The organism is Pseudomonas sp. NPDC089734 (assembly GCF_044748865.1).
Taxonomy (GTDB): domain Bacteria; phylum Pseudomonadota; class Gammaproteobacteria; order Pseudomonadales; family Pseudomonadaceae; genus Aquipseudomonas.
This window is the reverse complement of record NZ_JBIVGV010000001.1, coordinates 389,758-406,523: the sequence shown is the minus strand read 5'-3', so window position 1 is coordinate 406,523 and position 16,766 is coordinate 389,758. Positions and strand designations below refer to the sequence as shown.

The window sequence follows — 16,766 nt, the reverse complement described above, 5'->3', positions numbered from 1 at the left end:
AAAAAGAACTCATTGGCAAAACTAGCGATCCGTCAAGTCTCGGCAGTTGCAAATTCGTTCAATAAAATTTAACGATTATGTAGTTTTTCGCTGATATAGTCTTGCTGGCAATTTGCCCCGTCAATTTGAACAACACTACCGCAAAACGGCATGTGGGTACCGATGACCTCTGGACACTCCAGACACACTGACTCGATGGATAGAAATGACAGACTTTGCATTCAGGAAGCAAGCCGTTCGGTTGCTACCTCCCAATATCGGTGTCTACGCACTGTGCGACTTGGATAACATTCCCATTTACGTTGGCCAATCAAAGGATGGAATCCGCAGTCGGGTTGCCAGACACCTTACCTCGGCACGTTCGGACATCATTGCCAACAGGCAGATCGATGTCTGGGAAATTGCCTACGTATGGGCATATCCCGTGGCTTACGCAGACACTATTAACACACTTGAAGCCCAACTGTTCCACTTCTTCAATGCCCAATCCCCATTGATGAATGGCACTGTTCCTCCATGGGGCAACTATGGTGCTGCCCCACAACCCACGCAAGTCGTTCAAGTCATGCAGGATTATGAAATTCAGAAACGTAGGGATCCTACTCAGAGGCTACCTCGTCAAGCCAACCATTATGCACAACTGGTCGACCACTTCCTCACCGTGAAGAACTCGGCGCAAATTGCGCGGGCCATGGACGCCCATTTTGGACGCCTACAGAAATATCATCGTACTCTGCTCGGGTACGCCGACAACCAGTCCGATGAAGGCAACGACAGAGGCTGATGCTCTACTTAATGCACTCTGTTAAGTCTGAATGGGTATGACATCGCCCACTTCAGACAGAATGGGTTCAAAGATAAACTGTGCCAGATGACGCACTACCGGAACCGCCACTCCGTCGCCTACCACATGGTAGGCGTCGTTATATCGACTTGGTAACTTGTAGGTGTCGTCCAGCCCCATCAAACGTGCCGCCTCGCGGGGCGACAGCAAACGTGATCGAATCAGCTCACCTTCGACCACCATGATCACCTGACGGCTCGACCCTCCGGCTGGCGTACGCAAACAACCGGCGATGTCGTCAAACCGCACTTCGGCGCGTTGGACTTTATTGCCCAGCTCATCGACACGAGTACGCTTATAAAGTCCTCCAACCATACGCCTGCCTGACTGCTGCGCCACACGTACCTTTTCCAGGTTGGTCGTACTCATCATGGCCATCAGCCGTGCCGTTTTCTCCACGCTGTCCCAGCTCACGCCCTCTGGATGCTCCTCGATCAATTCAGCAAAGGTCGCAGCCCGCTCCTCGGGAACAGGCAGACGCCACCACAACCATGCATCCCGAGCGCTTTTAGGCAACCCGGCACAAGCTTGCACCATCCTCTCCGGGTGCCACGAATTGAGCGGAACCGGAGACAGCAGCATCGGCGCAATTTTCACATCGGCACGCACGCCCACGATAAAGACACGCGGACGCGACTGTGGCACAAAATGCCGGGCATCAATCACCATGCCACCAAATCGGTAGCCAGCATCAGACAGGGCCGAGCCAATGGCAGAGAAATCCTCACCCTCATTGGAGGTCAATACTCCATACACATTTTCAAGCACAATGATTTTAGGAGCACGCGCCTCACGCATGAGATCACGCATAAGTCTCCAAAATGCCCAAAAAGTCCCCGAACGGGTCTGCTGCTCGTCCTGTTCACGCCCGATCCCCTTGTATCCCCCCGCCAGAGAAAGATCCTGACAAGGAAAGGAAGCCCACACCAGATCGGCCTGATCGGGCAACTGCCCCACGCTGAGCTTGTTGATATCTTCCACCAGCAAATCCAAGCCACCGTCCCAGTTATCACGGTAGGCACGCCCTTTCATCGGGTCGAAATCATTGGCGAACAGGCAACTCCACTCCTTGCCCAAACCGGCACGAGCCATTCCACCACCGGCAAAAAACTCATAGAAACGACGTCCTTGGCGAGCATTCAGCACAGGCCTATCCTGAGCTAACTGGGCATCACGCAGGATTTTTTCATCTATGGCTCGTGCAATCCACGCACTCATACTTATCTTCCCTCCGTCAACCTGACAAAAGTTGACAATAGTATCGTGCTGCTCCTGCGTAAGACGAAGACTTGTACGACATTCGGGAGTAAGGCTCATTATGTATCCATAAAATGGCGCCAAATTTGGGCACCACGAAGCATACCGAGTCAAAAAATGTTGTCAATCTGACAAATCAAAGGACTAAAACTCAAGCTCATGACGACACCTCTCCATAGCCCCAAAACAAAAAGCCCGCATTAGACGGGCTTCCTGAGGAGGGTTATTGCCAATCACTGCGAACGCAGGATCACTCCCACTCAATCGTCGCTGGCGGCTTACTCGAAACATCATAAGTAACCCGCGAAATACCTTCGATCTCGTTAATGATCCGCCCACTCACTGTTTCCAGCAGTTCGTAAGGCAGGTGTGCCCAACGTGCGGTCATGAAGTCGATGGTTTCCACGGCGCGCAGGGCGACGACCCAGGCGTAGCGGCGGCCATCGCCTACGACGCCAACCGATTTGACTGGCTGGAATACGACGAATGCCTGGCTGACCTTGTGGTACCAGTCGGCCTTGCGCAGTTCTTCGATGAAGATGTGGTCGGCGCGACGCAGCAGGTCGGCGTATTCCTTCTTCACTTCACCGAGGATACGCACGCCCAGGCCCGGGCCCGGGAATGGGTGGCGGTAGACCATGTCGTACGGCAGGCCGAGTTCCAGACCGAGGCGGCGGACTTCGTCCTTGAACAGCTCGCGCAGTGGCTCGACCAGCTTGAGGTTCATTTCTTCCGGCAGGCCGCCCACATTGTGGTGCGACTTGATGACGTGAGCCTTGCCGCTTTTCGCGCCAGCCGACTCGATGACGTCCGGGTAGATGGTGCCTTGGGCCAGGTACTTGATGTTTTCCAGCTTGCAGGATTCGGCATCGAACACGTCGATGAAGGTACGGCCGATGATCTTGCGCTTCTTCTCCGGATCGCTTTCGCCAGCCAGATTGTTCAGGAACTGCTCTTCGGCGTTGGCGCGGATGACCTTGACGCCCATGTTCTCGGCGAACATGGCCATGACCTGCTCGCCTTCGTGCAGGCGCAGCAAACCGTTGTCGACGAATACGCAGGTCAGTTGATCGCCGATGGCCTTGTGCAGCAGTGCCGCAACGACGGAGGAGTCAACACCACCGGACAGGCCCAGCAGGACGTTGTCGGTACCGACCTGGGCGCGGATGCTGGCGATGGCGTCTTCAGCGATGTGCGAAGGCGTCCACAGGGCTTCACAGCCGCAGATGTCGAGGATGAAGCGCGACAGGATGCGACCGCCCTGCTTGGTGTGGGTCACTTCCGGGTGGAACTGCACGCCGTAGTAGCCGCGAGTGTCGTCAGCCATGCCGGCGATCGGGCAGCTCGGGGTGCTGGCCAGAACGTGGAAACCGTCCGGGATCTCGGTCACCTTGTCACCGTGGCTCATCCAGACATCGAGGCCCAGCACGCCATCGGCGTCCACATGGTCTTCGATACCGTCGAGGATGCGGCTCTTGCCGACTACATCGACACGGGCGTAGCCGAACTCGCGCAGGTCGGAGCCTTCGACGCGACCGCCCAACTGCTCGGCCATGGTCTGCATGCCATAGCAGATACCGAAGACCGGTACGTTGAGGTCGAATACGGCTTGTGGAGCACGCGGGCTGTTGGCTTCATGCACGGACTCGGGGCCACCCGCGAGGATGATCCCGCGCGGGGCGAATTCGCGAATCGCTTCGTCGTCCATGTCGAACGGATGCAGCTCGCAGTACACACCGATTTCACGCACTCGACGGGCGATCAGTTGGGTGTATTGGGAACCGAAGTCGAGGATCAGAATACGGTGGGCGTGAATGTCGAGGGCCATGGAAGGAACTCTGATGAGCAGTTGCGAGCTTTAAGCTGCAAGCTGCAAGTTATCGAAATCTGCGGTAGCTGCATAAGTACAACTACCGCTTGTAGCTTAAGGCTTGAAGCTATCAGCTGGCGGCTTTAGCCGACGCGATAGTTCGGCGCTTCCTTGGTGATCTGCACGTCGTGGACGTGAGATTCGGCCATGCCGGCGCCCGTGATACGCACGAACTCGGGCTTGGTACGCATCTCTTCGATGTTGGCGCTACCGGTGTAGCCCATCGAAGAACGCAGACCGCCCATCAGTTGATGAATGATGGCTGCCAGCGAACCTTTGTAAGCCACGCGGCCTTCGATACCTTCCGGTACCAGTTTCTCGGCACCGGCGGACGAGTCCTGGAAGTAACGGTCCGAAGAACCCTGGGCCTGGGACATGGCACCCAGCGAGCCCATGCCGCGGTAAGCCTTGTAGGAACGGCCCTGGAACAATTCGATTTCGCCTGGAGCCTCTTCGGTACCGGCAAACATCGACCCCATCATCACGCAGCTTGCGCCAGCGACGATGGCCTTGGACAGGTCACCCGAGAAACGGATGCCGCCGTCGGCGATCATTGGAACGCCTGTACCTTCAAGGGCAGCCGAGACGTTGGCGATGGCGCTGATCTGTGGCACGCCCACACCGGCAACGATACGAGTAGTGCAGATGGAGCCCGGGCCGATACCGACCTTGACTGCATCGGCGCCAGCAGCGACCAGTGCCTTGGCAGCGGCGCCAGTGGCGATGTTGCCACCGATGACCTGCACTTCAGGGAAGTTTTCCTTGACCCAGCGAACGCGGTCGATCACGCCTTTGGAGTGACCGTGGGCCGTATCGACCACCACGACGTCAACACCGGCAGCCACCAGCGCCGCAACGCGATCGCCTGTGTCCTTGCCGGTGCCGACGGCCGCGCCGACACGCAGACGACCCTGGTCGTCCTTGCTCGCCAGCGGATAAGCCTTGGCCTTTTCGATGTCCTTGACGGTCATCATGCCCTTGAGCGCGAACTTGGCGTCGACGATCAGGACCTTTTCAAGACGGTGCTTGTGCAGCAGCTCACGCACTTCGTTCTTGTCGGCGCCTTCACGGACGGTGACCAGACGCTCTTTAGGCGTCATCACTTCGCGGACAGGGATATCCAGACGGTTTTCAAAACGCACGTCACGGGACGTCACGATGCCGACCAGGTCGCCATCATGCAGGACCGGTACGCCGGAAATGTTGTGCATGCGGGTCAGTTCGAACAGGTCACGCACCGTGGCGTCAGCCTCGATGGTGATCGGGTCCTTGACCACGCCGGCCTCGAACTTCTTGACCTTGCGGACCTCGGCAGCCTGCTGCTCGATGGTCATGTTCTTGTGGATGATACCGATACCGCCTTCCTGAGCCATGGCAATTGCCAGACGGGCTTCAGTGACAGTGTCCATTGCAGCGGAAACCAAAGGGATATTCAGTTCAATGCCACGGGTCAAACGGGTTTTCAGACTGACTTCGTTAGGCAGTACCTCGGAATAACCGGGTACAAGGAGAATGTCGTCGAATGTAAGGGCTTCTTGACTGATACGCAGCATCGCGGGGGCTCCCGGGCGGGAAAATTGGAAGCGCGCCATTATACCTACACAGCCCCGTCGGCTCAATGCAAACCTCAGCCTAATATCAAACGAGGCTAGAGCCGTACCTTGACCAGAGAAACCGGGCGATCCAGCCGTTCGGCGAAGTCATCGAGAAAGCTCTGCGTGAACCCGGCATCGAGCCAGTCGTTGAAGATGAAACCCAGGTTGGAAAAGCCGCAGGCGTCCAGGAACAGAAAGCCGTTGATATCGTCCTCGTAACGGCATTCCGGGCACATGAAGTTATCGGTATGGCCGGGCATCCAGTCTTCAAGGCTGTCGAACAGCGCCTCACCGATTTCCCGACGGCACTCCGGGCAACCGGCTTCTTCGGCAAAATTGTTCAGAGGCGTGAAAATGCAGCGTTTGGTGACGACTTCCAGCCCGTTGACCGCCTGCCCGAACGGCAAGGCTTCGGGCCGCTCCACGACGCGTCTGGCTCCCGGCGCAATGGCATAGGCCATTCGGTTGCCGGTGCGACCGCAGGTGCTCAGTTCCGGCTCGACTACATCGAGCTTGACCAACCAGCGCAGGATGAGACGTGCTTTGGCCTCACGTCCGGGAAAGCTGGAGATTTGCGGGACGATGATGCTTTGGGTGTTCATGGCAGTGTGTCGCTGAAGGCTGGTCAAGAACGGCATTCTAACAGGTCGGCGACAAGGCCCGGAGCGTCATCCGGCGATGTAGCGACCGATCAGCGCAATACCACTGGCCAGCACCAGCCAGGTCACCAGTCGCACAAAATGTTCTCGCGACAGCTTCATGGTCAGCGCCCGACCTGTCCATGACCCCAGAAGCATCGCAGGCAACAGGCAAGCGGCCAGCACCCACAGCGAAATATCGGCATAGACCCCGGCGATCAGAAACAGGCTCAAGCGCACGATGGTGCTGCAACTGATCAACGCACTTTGCGTCGCCCTCGCCTGCTCTTTAGAAGTCAGACGGCTATTCAGGTAAATCGCATACAAGAAGCCGCCGCTGCCGAACAGCGCACCGAACAGGCCACCGATCGTCCCCATCGGAATCGCCCAGCCTGCCGCCAGTTGAGTGGGCCGAACCTTTACCGAGAGGCTGTAGATCGCATAGGCCGTCACGAACAATCCCATCAACAGCAACAGGACGTCAGACTTCAGATTGAGCAGAAACAACACCCCAAGCGTACAGCCCACCGCCATGCACGGCAGCAACCGAAGCAATTCGGACCTGACCACCGACTGACGGGAAGGCAGGAGATTGCCGAAGGCCGCCAGAAAATCCAGCATCACCAATAAAGGAATGATCCGCGACAGCGGCATGAAATGAATCAGAATCGGCCCGGCCACCAGCGCCGTACCGAAACCGGCAATGCCGAACACCACATAAGCCGCCACGACCGACAGCTCGATCCACAACCAGTCCAGAGGCGAAAAACCCAGCTGACTGAACCACCCGCCCAATTCGACCCCAGCCACACACTTCTCCCTGAACAAAGACTCTTATTATGGTTGCGCAGCTTATATAGCCATCAACGCTGAAAACCGCCAGAAATCCCTTTATGATGCCCGGCATGATCAAAGATCCCTTCGCAAGACTCGGTCTCGACCGGGAAGTCCTTACCGTCAGCCAGCTCAACGGCCGTGCACGGGTGTTGCTGGAAGATGTGTTCAGCAGTATCTGGGTCGAGGGCGAGATATCCAACCTGTCGCGCCCGGCGTCCGGCCATGTCTACTTCACGCTCAAGGACTCCGGCGCGCAAGTGCGTTGTGCGCTGTTTCGCCAGAGCGCGGCGCGTGTGCGGCAGGCGCTCAAGGATGGCTTGCAGGTCAAGGTCCGCGGCAAGGTTTCACTCTTCGAGGGTCGTGGCGACTACCAGCTGATCCTCGACACCGTCGAGCCTGCCGGCGATGGTGCGTTGCGTCTGGCCTTCGACGCCCTCAAGGCCAAGCTCAGCGACGAAGGACTGTTCAGTGCCGAACGCAAGGTCGCGCTGCCGCAGCACCCGCAACGTATCGGCATCATCAGTTCACCGACCGGCGCGGTGATACGCGACATCATCAGCGTATTCCGCCGTCGCGCCCCACAAGTGGAACTGACCCTGATCCCGACAGCCGTTCAAGGCCGCGAAGCGATTGCCCAGATCGTCCGGGCGCTGAAGCTGGCGGACGCCAGAGGTTTCGACGCCTTGATCCTCGCCCGTGGCGGCGGTTCGCTGGAAGACCTGTGGTGTTTCAACGAAGAAGCCGTGGCCCGAGCCATCGATGCGTGCGTGACACCGATCGTCAGTGCCGTGGGGCATGAAACCGACGTGTCCATCAGCGACTTCGTGGCCGATGTGCGTGCGCCCACGCCCTCTGCGGCAGCCGAGTTGCTGGCGCCGGACTCCAGCGACCTGCATCGCCGGGTTGAAAACCTCAACCGTCGCCTCATCAGCCGCATGCGGGATCGACTCATGCGGGAACGGCTGCGCCTGGAGGTCATTTCCCGCCGCCTGCGCCATCCCGGCGAACGCCTGCGTCAGCAGGCCCAGCGCCTGGACGACCTGGACATGCGCCTGCGCCGAGCCTTTGAACAAGGCATGCACTCACGTCAGGTACGTCTGGCACACATGGAGAGCCGACTCGCCGCCCAGCATCCGGGGCGGACTCTGGCATTCCTGCGCCAGCGACTGGACGTACTGGCCGAACGCCTTCCCCGCGCCATGCGCGAGCAGATCAAGACACGCAAGCTACAACTGCAGAGCCAGATTCAGACACTTCATGTCGTCAGCCCTCTGGCAACACTGGGTCGTGGCTACAGTATCCTGCTCGACGAACGCGGCCATGCCATCCGTAATGCCTCCCAGACCCAGCCCGGTCAACGCCTGACGGCCAGACTGGGCGAAGGCGAATTGCAGGTGCGCGTCGAGGACAACCACCTGACGCCCGTGACCCTCTCTCTTCTGGACTGACCGATCGATGCTACGTTTTATCGCCCCGCTGCTCGCCCTTCTTCTGTGCCTGCCCGCACATGCAGACAGCTACATCACCCGCGCACTCAACAAACCGGTGCCCGGTGGCGTGGCGGTGATCGACCTGGGCAACAGCAATCAGCCACCGAAAGCCACCTTTCAAGGCAAACCGGTGCTGGTGGTCAAGGAACAGGGCATTCGCTGGCTAGCCATTGTCGGCCTGCCGCTGACGGTCAAGCCGGGTACCCAGCAACTGGTATCAGGAGGCCGTAACCTGAGCTTCACGGTGGGCAGCAAGAAATACCCGGAGCAGCACATCAAGCTGCAGAACAAGCGTCAGGTCAATCCGAACCCCGAGGACACCAGACGCATCAACAGCGAAACGCCCAAGCTGCTGGGCGGGTATGCCGTTTTCAGTCCAGGCACGCCCAGCAACCTGATTTTCGACAAGCCCGTGAACGGGCCGTTGTCGAGCAAGTTCGGCGTACGCCGCTTCTTCAATGGTGAAGAACGCAACCCGCACTCAGGCCTGGATTTCGCGGTCCCGGCAGGCACACCGATCAAATCCCCGGCAGCGGGCAAGGTGATCCTCACCGGCAATTTCTTCTTCAATGGCAATACGGTGTATGTCGATCATGGCCAGGGCCTTATCAGCATGTTCTGCCACCTGTCGAAGATCGACGTGAAAACGGGCGATCTGATTCCTCGCGGCGGCTTGCTGGGCAAGGTCGGCTCCACAGGTCGCGCCACCGGCCCTCACCTGCACTGGAACGTCAGCCTGAACGATGCACGGGTCGACCCGGCCATTTTCATCGGCGCGTTTCAGCCATAAATACCCTGCCCCTGTAGGAGCGGATTCATCCGCGAAGGCTGAATTCCAGGCGATACACCTCACCCGGATGTACTGCCCTCTTCGCGAATGAATTCGCTCCTACAGGTTTCTAAACAATAACCAAGCGACAAACGCCCTTAAGCAGCGATAAAAACTCGAAAAATTTGAAAATTCGAGAACTTATCTCAATTTTTTCCAAGTGCTTGCCAACTTTCACCCCAATCGTTACGGTTGGCCTCATGAAAGCCTCTCAAACCCTCATTCTGTTGCGCCAACATCGGTGTCTACGTCTGGTCAGTTCACGACTGCCAAGCTAGATTGCGGTGCCTCGCCCCTGTCTTTCGCTTCAACGGTTGGCCGCCTCTCTCCGGCCCATTCAGTACAAAGGATTTCTCACATGACCATGCTCAAAGATCCCTCGAAGAAGTACCGTCCATTTCCGACCATCGACCTGCCTGATCGTACCTGGCCTTCCAAAGCCATTACCGAAGTACCGATCTGGTGCAGCTCCGACCTGCGCGACGGTAACCAATCGCTGATCGAGCCCATGGATTCGGTCAAGAAACTGCGTTTCTGGAAAACACTGGTCAAAGTAGGCGTCAAGGAAATCGAAGCCTCGTTCCCGGCGGCCTCGCAAACCGACTTCGACTTCGTGCGTACCCTGATCGAAGACGGCCACATTCCGGACGACACCACCATTCAAGTGCTGACTCAAGCACGTGAAGACCTGATCGCCCGCACCTTTGAATCCCTGCGCGGCGCGAAAAAAGCCATCGTCCACCTGTACAACGCCACCAGCCCCTCCTTCCGCCGCATCGTTTTCAATCAGGAAAAATCCGGCGTGAAAGAAATCGCGGTGAACGCTGCCAAGCTGTTCGTGAAATACGCCGCCCAGCAACCTGAAACCCAGTGGACCTTCGAGTATTCGCCTGAGACCTTCAGCGCGACCGAAATGGAGTTCGCCAAGGAAGTCTGCGATGCCGTGATCGAGGTGTGGAATCCGACCCCCGAGAACAAGGTGATCCTCAACCTGCCTGCCACGGTTGAAGTCGCAACGCCAAACGTCTACGCCGACCAGATCGAGTGGTTCGGCCGCCACATCAATCGTCGCGACAGCGTCATCATCAGCCTGCACACCCACAACGACCGTGGCACCGGCGTTGCCGCCACCGAACTGGGCCTGATGGCCGGTGCAGACCGCGTCGAAGGTTGCCTGTTCGGCAACGGCGAACGTACCGGTAACGTGGATCTGGTGACCGTGGCCTTGAACATGTACACCCAGGGCATCAACCCGGGCCTGGACTTCTCGGACATCGACGGCGTGCGCAAGGTCGTTGAAGAGTGCAACCAGATTCCGGTACACCCACGCGCACCTTATGTCGGCGATCTGGTTCACACCGCCTTCTCCGGCTCGCACCAGGACGCTATCCGCAAGGGCTTCGCCCAGCAGAAAGACGACGCGCTGTGGGAAGTGCCTTACCTGCCTATCGACCCGGCCGATATCGGTCGCAGCTACGAGGCGGTGATTCGCGTCAACAGCCAGTCGGGCAAAGGCGGTATCACTTATCTGCTGGAGCAGGAATACGGTATCTCCCTGCCTCGTCGCATGCAGATCGAGTTCAGCCAGGTGGTTCAGGGCGAAACCGATCGCCTTGGCCTGGAAATGACGGCCGAGCAGATCCACTCCCTGTTGCGTCGCGAATACCTGCAAGCCAACACGCCTTACGCCCTGATCAGCCACAAGCTGCAGGAAGAAAACGGCAACAGCTCGGTCGATGCCGAAGTCCATGTGGACGGCGAAACCCAGCACTGGCGCGGCAAGGGTAAAGGCGCCCTGGAAGCCCTGGTGGCCGGCCTGCCGGTAACCGTGGAAATCATGGACTACAACGAACACGCCATCGGTTCCGGCACCACGGCCAAGGCCGCTGCCTATATCGAACTGCGGGTCAACGGTGAGCGTGCCGTCCATGGCGTGGGGATCGATGAAAACATCACCACAGCCAGCTTCCGCGCCCTGTTCAGCGCCCTGAACCGTTCGCTGAGCCAGGCTCAGGCCAAAGCGGCCTGATGCCCGACGCCTGAGCATGACGAACACCTGCCGTCATGCTCAGGCAGGCCTGAACACAGGCCCCGCCTGCCACACAACACCCTTTCAGTATCCGCATAACCATGCGCATATTCGGCATAATCTTTTCATTTATGCTGTGGTAGCATGCTGCCTTTAATTGATTTGGCCTTATGCCGGTAGCAACGTTTGCGCTATCGGGACCAAGTCGAACTTGCCTGTTTAGCAACACCCTTTCCTACAAACCACGATGACGACTGCATTGATTTTCGGACGAAAAGAATGCACGGGCAGACCAACCGTGCATTGAAAAACCATCGGCCTCGGTAACGCTGAGCTGATCCAATCACATTTGGAGCGATTATGCCTAAGGCTTCCCATCAAGATCTGCGCCGCAACTTTCGCGCACTGACCTCTTCAACGTCCTGCTATCACACAGCCTCGGTATTTGACCCCATGTCTGCACGGATCGCAGCGGACCTGGGTTTTGAAGTCGGTATCCTCGGAGGCTCCGTCGCCTCGCTGCAAGTATTGGCAGCACCGGACTTCGCCCTCATTACCCTGAGCGAATTCGTAGAGCAGGCCACCCGTATCGGTCGCGTAGCAGAACTGCCCTTCATTGCCGATGCCGACCACGGTTACGGTAACGCGCTCAATGTCATGCGCACCATCACCGAACTGGAACGTGCAGGCGTCGCAGCCCTGACGATTGAAGACACCCTTCTGCCCGCCCAGTTTGGCCGCAAGTCCACCGACCTGATTTCCACGGCAGAAGGCGTTGGCAAGATCCGCGCCGCCCTGGAAGCCCGTGTCGACCCTGAGCTGTCGATCTTTGCCCGCACCAACGCGGCTATCATTCCCGTGCAGGAAACCATCAGCCGGGTTCAGCAATATCAGAGTGCAGGCGCAGACGGTATCACCATCGTCGGCGTACGGGACTTCGAGCACCTGGAGCAAATCTCCGAAGGGCTGACAGTCCCCTTGATGCTGGTGACTTACGGAAACCCTGAACTGCACGACAACAAGCGTCTGGCAGAAATGGGCGTGCGAATCTGCGTGGATGGCCATGCGGCCTACTTCGCGTCGATCAAGGCCACCTACGATTGCCTGAGAGAACAACGCCAGATTCTAAGCAGCACGAGCGACATGAACGCAACTGAACTGACCCACACTTACACGCAACCGGAAGAGTACGTTGAGTGGGCCAAGAAGTTCATGAATGTGAACGAGTAAGTCCGAAACACTTACCGGCAGACACAAACAAAAAAGCCTCCGCATGACGGAGGCTTTTGGTTTCTGCGATCAGGCCGTGGTGTCGATGCCGCCACTGGTGGTCAGTTGCAGCAATGCGCCTTGCTGGGTTTGCAAGGTTGCAGTGGTCGTAGCAATTTGCATCTGAATGGCCATGACGCGCTGAGCCTTCTCGTCTTCAGAGCCTTTGCCGTTCTGAGCTGCCGCCAGCTGGGCCTGCTGCTGAGCCAGCAGTTTTTCCGTCTGCTCGATCTGCTCTTTCAGTTTTTCGATGGTTTCGTCAGTGCTCGACGAGCTGGAACCTCCGGCACCTGCACCCGCAGCGACCGCCGTACCGCCAACCTTCGCACCGTCAAGCGAAACGCTTACTCCGCTTTTCTCTGCGGCATCTGTCGCAGTGGTCGAATCGGCGTCCTTGTTCTTGACGGTAAGGGTCAACGCACTTGAATAAGCGCTTAGCGATGAAGTGTTGATAGTAGTCATAACGAACTCCTGGCTATATGGGACAGTTATCGACACATCTGCACACAACTTGACGAAATCATTGTATCTCGAATGTATCAGCGTCCAGATTGGCCGGAAAACGTGTTCGATAGGCCTGCAGGTCCGCAGCCTTCAGGCTGACCTGAAAAATGCCATCGGCCTCCCCGGCTTCAAGCAGGCTATCGCCCTGGAAATCCAGCACCTGGCTGTCGCCTGTATATTCAAAACCCTTTCCATCGCTGCCGACCCGGTTCACGGCGGCAACGTAACACAGGTTTTCAATGGCCCTGGCCGGTAGCAGGCGGTTCCAGTGCAAACGGCGAGCACCGGGCCAGTTCGCGGTATAGAGCAACAGATCGGTGTCCTGCGCGTCACGGCTCCAGACCGGGAAGCGCAGGTCATAGCAAATCAGCGGGCGGATACGCCAGCCATTGAGCTCGAACATCACCTGCCGTTCACCCGGACTGTAGTGCTCATGCTCTCCCGCCATGCGGAACAGGTGACGCTTGTCGTAATACAGCACCTCGCCATCGGGGCGCGCCCACAGCAAACGATTACGATGGCTACCATCCGCCGCACGAATGATCACGCTGCCGGTAATCACCGCCTGAATGCGTTTGGCTTGCTCCTTCATCCATTCGGATGTCGGGCCATCTTCAGGCTCGGCCAGGGTTTCGGAATCCATGGAAAAACCCGTGGTAAACATCTCCGGCAGAATGACCAGATCGGCATCCTTTACCTGCCCCAGCAAGGTGCTGAAATGATCGAGGTTGGCCTGCCGGTCATGCCAGACCAGTGTGGTCTGGATCAGGGCAAGCTTCAGATCCGGCAACGGGCTCAAATCGCGCATAGTTTTTCCGCTGCCTGACGCAGCGTCTCCTCACGTTTGGCAAAGCACAGGCGTATCAGACGCTGGCCTTCAGGCGGACTCTGATAAAAGACCGACACTGGAATGCTGGCAACGCCATGCTCGCGGGTCATCCACAACGCCATATCGACATCATTGAGGTCCGGGCGGATCTGCGAATAATCCACCAACTGGAAATACGTGCCGCCCACGCGCTCGAAGCTGAAGCGTGAAGATGCCAGGTGATCACAGAAGAAGTCGCGCTTGGCCTGATAGAACGCTGGCAGCTCCTCCACATGCTCGGGATGCTCGGCCATGAAATCGGCCAGCGCCCACTGCAAAGGCGTGACACCACAGAAACTCACGTACTGGTGAACCTTGCGCAACTCGGCGCTCAAGGCTGGCGGAGCGACCACATAGCCAGTCTTCCAGCCGGTCACGTGATAGGTCTTGCCGAACGAGCTGACCACGAATGCACGCTGATACAACGCCTCATGAGCCAGCACGCTGACATGCTGGACGCCATCGAACACCAGATGCTCGTACACCTCGTCACTGATCAGATAAATGTCGCGATCGGCGATCAACGCCGCCAGCTGGTCAAGTTCGGCCCGGCTGATCAAGGCACCGCTGGGGTTGTGCGGGCTGTTGAGAATGATCATGCGGGTGCGCGGGCTCAAGGCATCGCTCAGCTTCTGCCAGTCGATGGAAAAATCATCGAGCCCCAGTTGCACATGCACGCAACGACCGCCAGCCAGTTCCACGGAAGGTTCGTAGCTGTCATAGCAAGGGTCGAAGACGATCACTTCGTCGCCCGGGCGAATGACGGTCTGGATGGCACAGAAAATCGCCTGGGTCGCACCTGGCGTAATGGTGACTTCAGTGTCGGGGTTCACCTGGCGACCGTAACTGCGAGCGATCTTGGCAGCCACTTGTTGACGCAAGGCTGGCAGGCCGGTCATGGGCGAGTACTGGTTATGCCCTTGAGCGATATGACGACCCACGGCATCGCGCAATGCCTGCGGCCCATCGAAATCGGGAAACCCTTGAGACAGATTGATCGCGCCGGTTTCGGCAGCGAGCTGAGACATGACGGTGAAGATGGTGGTGCCAACATTAGGCAACTTGCTGTCGATCATTAGGGCCCTTCCCTGCAATACCCCCGGCATCACGGCGGCACGGGTCTGGCAGGATAGCCCATCGGGCGCGCATAAAAAAAGGCACCCGTGCAGACTCTGCAGGGTGCCTTTTTTCAGGAAAAGACTCAGCGCTTGTCGCGACGCTTCTTCTCGGCCTTCTTGTGGTGCGACATCAAACGACGCTTCTTGTTGACCTGGCGGTCGGTCAGCGTGTTCTTGTTGCCCTCATACGGGTTCTCACCGCCCTTGAATTCGATCCGGATCGGCGTACCGACCAGTTTCAGAACGCGGCGATACGTGTTTTCCAGGTAACGGATGTAGGACTTGGGCACCTTCTCGACCTGGTTACCGTGGATCACGATCAATGGCGGGTTGGCGCCACCCAGGTGCGCATAGCGCAGCTTGATACGGCGGCTGCCCACCATCGGTGGTGCGTGCTCGCTGACGGCGTCTTCCAGGATCTGGGTCAGGCGGCTGGTCGGCCAGCGGGTGACCGCAGACTTGAACGAGTTCTGTACCGACTGATACAGGTTACCCACGCCCGTGCCATGCAAGGCCGAGATGAAGTGGATGTCGGCGAAGTCAACGAAGAACAGACGACGCTCCAGCTCGGTCTTCACGTAGTCACGCTCGCCCGGCGTCATACCATCCCACTTGTTCAGTGCGATAACGATGGCGCGACCGGCTTCCAGCGCGAACCCCAGCAGGTTGAGGTCGTGATCGACCACGCCTTCGCGGGCATCCATCACGAAGATCACCACGTTGGCGTCCTTGATGGCCTGCAGCGTCTTGACCACGGAGAACTTCTCGACTTCCTCGTGGATCTTGCCGCGCTTGCGCACACCGGCCGTGTCGATCAGCGTGTACTTCTCATCGTTGCGCTCGAACGGGATGTAGATACTGTCGCGGGTCGTGCCCGGCTGATCGTAGACGATGACCCGGTCTTCACCGAGCATGCGGTTGACCAGCGTCGATTTACCGACGTTGGGGCGACCGATAATGGCAATCTTGATACCGTCTTTTTCGCTCGGACCAGGAATGCGCTTGGCTTCCTCGCCTTCCGCAACGTCCTCGGCTTCGCCTTCCTCGATTTCGTCCTCGTCCTTGGGGAAATCCTTCAGGGCGATTTCCAGCATCTGGGAAATACCGCGACCATGCGCACCGGCCACCGGGATCGCATCGCCCAGGCCCATTGGGCTGAACTCGGCGCGAGCCAGGTTTTCATCGATGTTGTCGATCTTGTTGGCAACCACGTAGGAACGTTTGTTGCGCTTGCGCAGGTGCTCACCGATCATCTGGTCGGCGGCGGTATAACCCGCCTTGGCATCCACCAGGAACAGCACGACATCGGCTTCTTCAATGGCCAGCAGCGACTGCTCGGCCATCTTTTCGTCCATGCCATGCTCGTCACCGGAAATACCACCGGTGTCGATCAGGATGTAAGAGCGCCCCTGCCACTTCGCCTCTCCGTATTGGCGGTCACGGGTCAGACCGGACAGGTCGCCGACGATGGCGTCGCGAGTCCTGGTCAGGCGGTTGAACATGGTGGATTTGCCGACGTTCGGTCGACCCACCAGGGCAATTACGGGAACCATGCGGCTCTCCACTTCGTTATTTCAGAAAATACAAAAGCCGCTGCAGGGCAGCGGCCGGAGTTCGG

The 16,766-nt window shown here is 58.1% G+C and carries 14 protein-coding genes; 5 read left to right on the top strand and 9 right to left on the bottom strand.

The genetic code is table 11. The features are described from left to right. Nucleotides 1–205: 205 nt before the first annotated feature. Nucleotides 206–784 (top strand): GIY-YIG nuclease family protein, encoded by a 579-nt coding sequence (locus ACIPY9_RS01955; protein WP_400696599.1) that lies wholly within the window; start codon nucleotides 206–208, stop codon nucleotides 782–784. Between the two features lie 21 nt (nucleotides 785–805). On the opposite strand, the gene ACIPY9_RS01950 is transcribed toward ACIPY9_RS01955, so the two are convergent. From ACIPY9_RS01950 to ACIPY9_RS01930, 5 genes are all read right to left on the bottom strand, one after another. Beyond that, nucleotides 806–2,062 carry a DNA cytosine methyltransferase gene (locus ACIPY9_RS01950; protein WP_400696598.1) on the bottom strand — a complete coding sequence of 419 codons (1,257 nt, stop codon included), beginning with the start codon at nucleotides 2,060–2,062 and terminating at the stop codon, nucleotides 806–808. Nucleotides 2,063–2,351: 289 nt separating this feature from the next. After that, nucleotides 2,352–3,929, bottom strand: a complete 1,578-nt coding sequence (gene guaA / locus ACIPY9_RS01945) for a glutamine-hydrolyzing GMP synthase (protein WP_400696597.1) — start codon at nucleotides 3,927–3,929, stop codon at nucleotides 2,352–2,354. 125 nt (nucleotides 3,930–4,054) lie between these two features. Then, complete coding sequence (gene guaB, locus ACIPY9_RS01940) at nucleotides 4,055–5,524, bottom strand: IMP dehydrogenase (protein WP_400696596.1); 1,470 nt, start codon at nucleotides 5,522–5,524, stop codon at nucleotides 4,055–4,057. A gap of 95 nt (nucleotides 5,525–5,619) precedes the next feature. Next, nucleotides 5,620–6,168 (bottom strand): sugar ABC transporter ATPase, encoded by a 549-nt coding sequence (locus tag ACIPY9_RS01935; RefSeq protein ID WP_400696595.1) that lies wholly within the window; start codon nucleotides 6,166–6,168, stop codon nucleotides 5,620–5,622. A 66-nt stretch (nucleotides 6,169–6,234) separates the two neighbouring features. Next, nucleotides 6,235–7,014 carry a sulfite exporter TauE/SafE family protein gene (locus tag ACIPY9_RS01930; RefSeq protein ID WP_400696594.1) on the bottom strand — a complete coding sequence of 260 codons (780 nt, stop codon included), beginning with the start codon at nucleotides 7,012–7,014 and terminating at the stop codon, nucleotides 6,235–6,237. A gap of 95 nt (nucleotides 7,015–7,109) precedes the next feature. On the opposite strand from ACIPY9_RS01930, the gene xseA reads away from it, so the two are divergent. The 4 genes from xseA (at nucleotide 7,110) to ACIPY9_RS01910 (ending at nucleotide 12,619) form a co-directional block, all read left to right on the top strand. Further along, nucleotides 7,110–8,489, top strand: coding sequence for an exodeoxyribonuclease VII large subunit (xseA, locus tag ACIPY9_RS01925; protein ID WP_400696593.1), 1,380 nt, complete (start codon nucleotides 7,110–7,112; stop codon nucleotides 8,487–8,489). 7 nt (nucleotides 8,490–8,496) lie between these two features. Further along, nucleotides 8,497–9,321, top strand: coding sequence for a peptidoglycan DD-metalloendopeptidase family protein (locus ACIPY9_RS01920; protein WP_400696592.1), 825 nt, complete (start codon nucleotides 8,497–8,499; stop codon nucleotides 9,319–9,321). Between the two features lie 397 nt (nucleotides 9,322–9,718). Beyond that, the gene (leuA, locus tag ACIPY9_RS01915) at nucleotides 9,719–11,389 is read left to right on the top strand and encodes a 2-isopropylmalate synthase (RefSeq protein ID WP_400696591.1); all 1,671 of its coding nucleotides are present in this window, start codon (nucleotides 9,719–9,721) and stop codon (nucleotides 11,387–11,389) included. A gap of 360 nt (nucleotides 11,390–11,749) precedes the next feature. Continuing rightward, the gene (locus ACIPY9_RS01910; protein ID WP_400696590.1) at nucleotides 11,750–12,619 is read left to right on the top strand and encodes an oxaloacetate decarboxylase; all 870 of its coding nucleotides are present in this window, start codon (nucleotides 11,750–11,752) and stop codon (nucleotides 12,617–12,619) included. 69 nt (nucleotides 12,620–12,688) lie between these two features. Here ACIPY9_RS01910 and ACIPY9_RS01905 read toward each other — a convergent pair whose 3' ends face one another. The 4 genes from ACIPY9_RS01905 to der all read right to left on the bottom strand — a co-directional run bounded on the left by ACIPY9_RS01905 (nucleotide 12,689) and on the right by der (nucleotide 16,701). Continuing rightward, a complete protein-coding gene (locus ACIPY9_RS01905) occupies nucleotides 12,689–13,120 on the bottom strand; it encodes a hypothetical protein (RefSeq protein WP_400696588.1) in 432 nt (143 codons plus the stop codon). A 58-nt stretch (nucleotides 13,121–13,178) separates the two neighbouring features. Beyond that, complete coding sequence (locus tag ACIPY9_RS01900) at nucleotides 13,179–13,970, bottom strand: amidohydrolase (RefSeq protein ID WP_400696587.1); 792 nt, start codon at nucleotides 13,968–13,970, stop codon at nucleotides 13,179–13,181. Beyond that, complete coding sequence (locus ACIPY9_RS01895; RefSeq protein ID WP_400696586.1) at nucleotides 13,958–15,106, bottom strand: pyridoxal phosphate-dependent aminotransferase; 1,149 nt, start codon at nucleotides 15,104–15,106, stop codon at nucleotides 13,958–13,960. The genes ACIPY9_RS01900 and ACIPY9_RS01895 overlap by 13 nt, the downstream gene beginning before the upstream one ends. 125 nt (nucleotides 15,107–15,231) lie before the next feature. Continuing rightward, nucleotides 15,232–16,701 (bottom strand): ribosome biogenesis GTPase Der, encoded by a 1,470-nt coding sequence (gene der / locus ACIPY9_RS01890; RefSeq protein ID WP_400696585.1) that lies wholly within the window; start codon nucleotides 16,699–16,701, stop codon nucleotides 15,232–15,234. Between the last annotated feature and the right edge of the window lie 65 nt (nucleotides 16,702–16,766).

Coding starts and splice junctions, on each gene's coding strand:
- ACIPY9_RS01895 (WP_400696586.1), bottom strand. CDS start 15,106: ATGATCGACAGCAAGTTGCCTAATGTTGGCACCACCATCTTCACCGTC.
- leuA (WP_400696591.1), top strand. CDS start 9,719: ATGACCATGCTCAAAGATCCCTCGAAGAAGTACCGTCCATTTCCGACC.
- ACIPY9_RS01910 (WP_400696590.1), top strand. CDS start 11,750: ATGCCTAAGGCTTCCCATCAAGATCTGCGCCGCAACTTTCGCGCACTG.
- der (WP_400696585.1), bottom strand. CDS start 16,701: ATGGTTCCCGTAATTGCCCTGGTGGGTCGACCGAACGTCGGCAAATCC.
- guaA (WP_400696597.1), bottom strand. CDS start 3,929: ATGGCCCTCGACATTCACGCCCACCGTATTCTGATCCTCGACTTCGGT.
- ACIPY9_RS01935 (WP_400696595.1), bottom strand. CDS start 6,168: ATGAACACCCAAAGCATCATCGTCCCGCAAATCTCCAGCTTTCCCGGA.
- ACIPY9_RS01920 (WP_400696592.1), top strand. CDS start 8,497: ATGCTACGTTTTATCGCCCCGCTGCTCGCCCTTCTTCTGTGCCTGCCC.
- guaB (WP_400696596.1), bottom strand. CDS start 5,524: ATGCTGCGTATCAGTCAAGAAGCCCTTACATTCGACGACATTCTCCTT.
- ACIPY9_RS01900 (WP_400696587.1), bottom strand. CDS start 13,970: ATGCGCGATTTGAGCCCGTTGCCGGATCTGAAGCTTGCCCTGATCCAG.
- ACIPY9_RS01955 (WP_400696599.1), top strand. CDS start 206: ATGACAGACTTTGCATTCAGGAAGCAAGCCGTTCGGTTGCTACCTCCC.
- ACIPY9_RS01950 (WP_400696598.1), bottom strand. CDS start 2,062: ATGAGTGCGTGGATTGCACGAGCCATAGATGAAAAAATCCTGCGTGAT.
- xseA (WP_400696593.1), top strand. CDS start 7,110: ATGATCAAAGATCCCTTCGCAAGACTCGGTCTCGACCGGGAAGTCCTT.
- ACIPY9_RS01905 (WP_400696588.1), bottom strand. CDS start 13,120: ATGACTACTATCAACACTTCATCGCTAAGCGCTTATTCAAGTGCGTTG.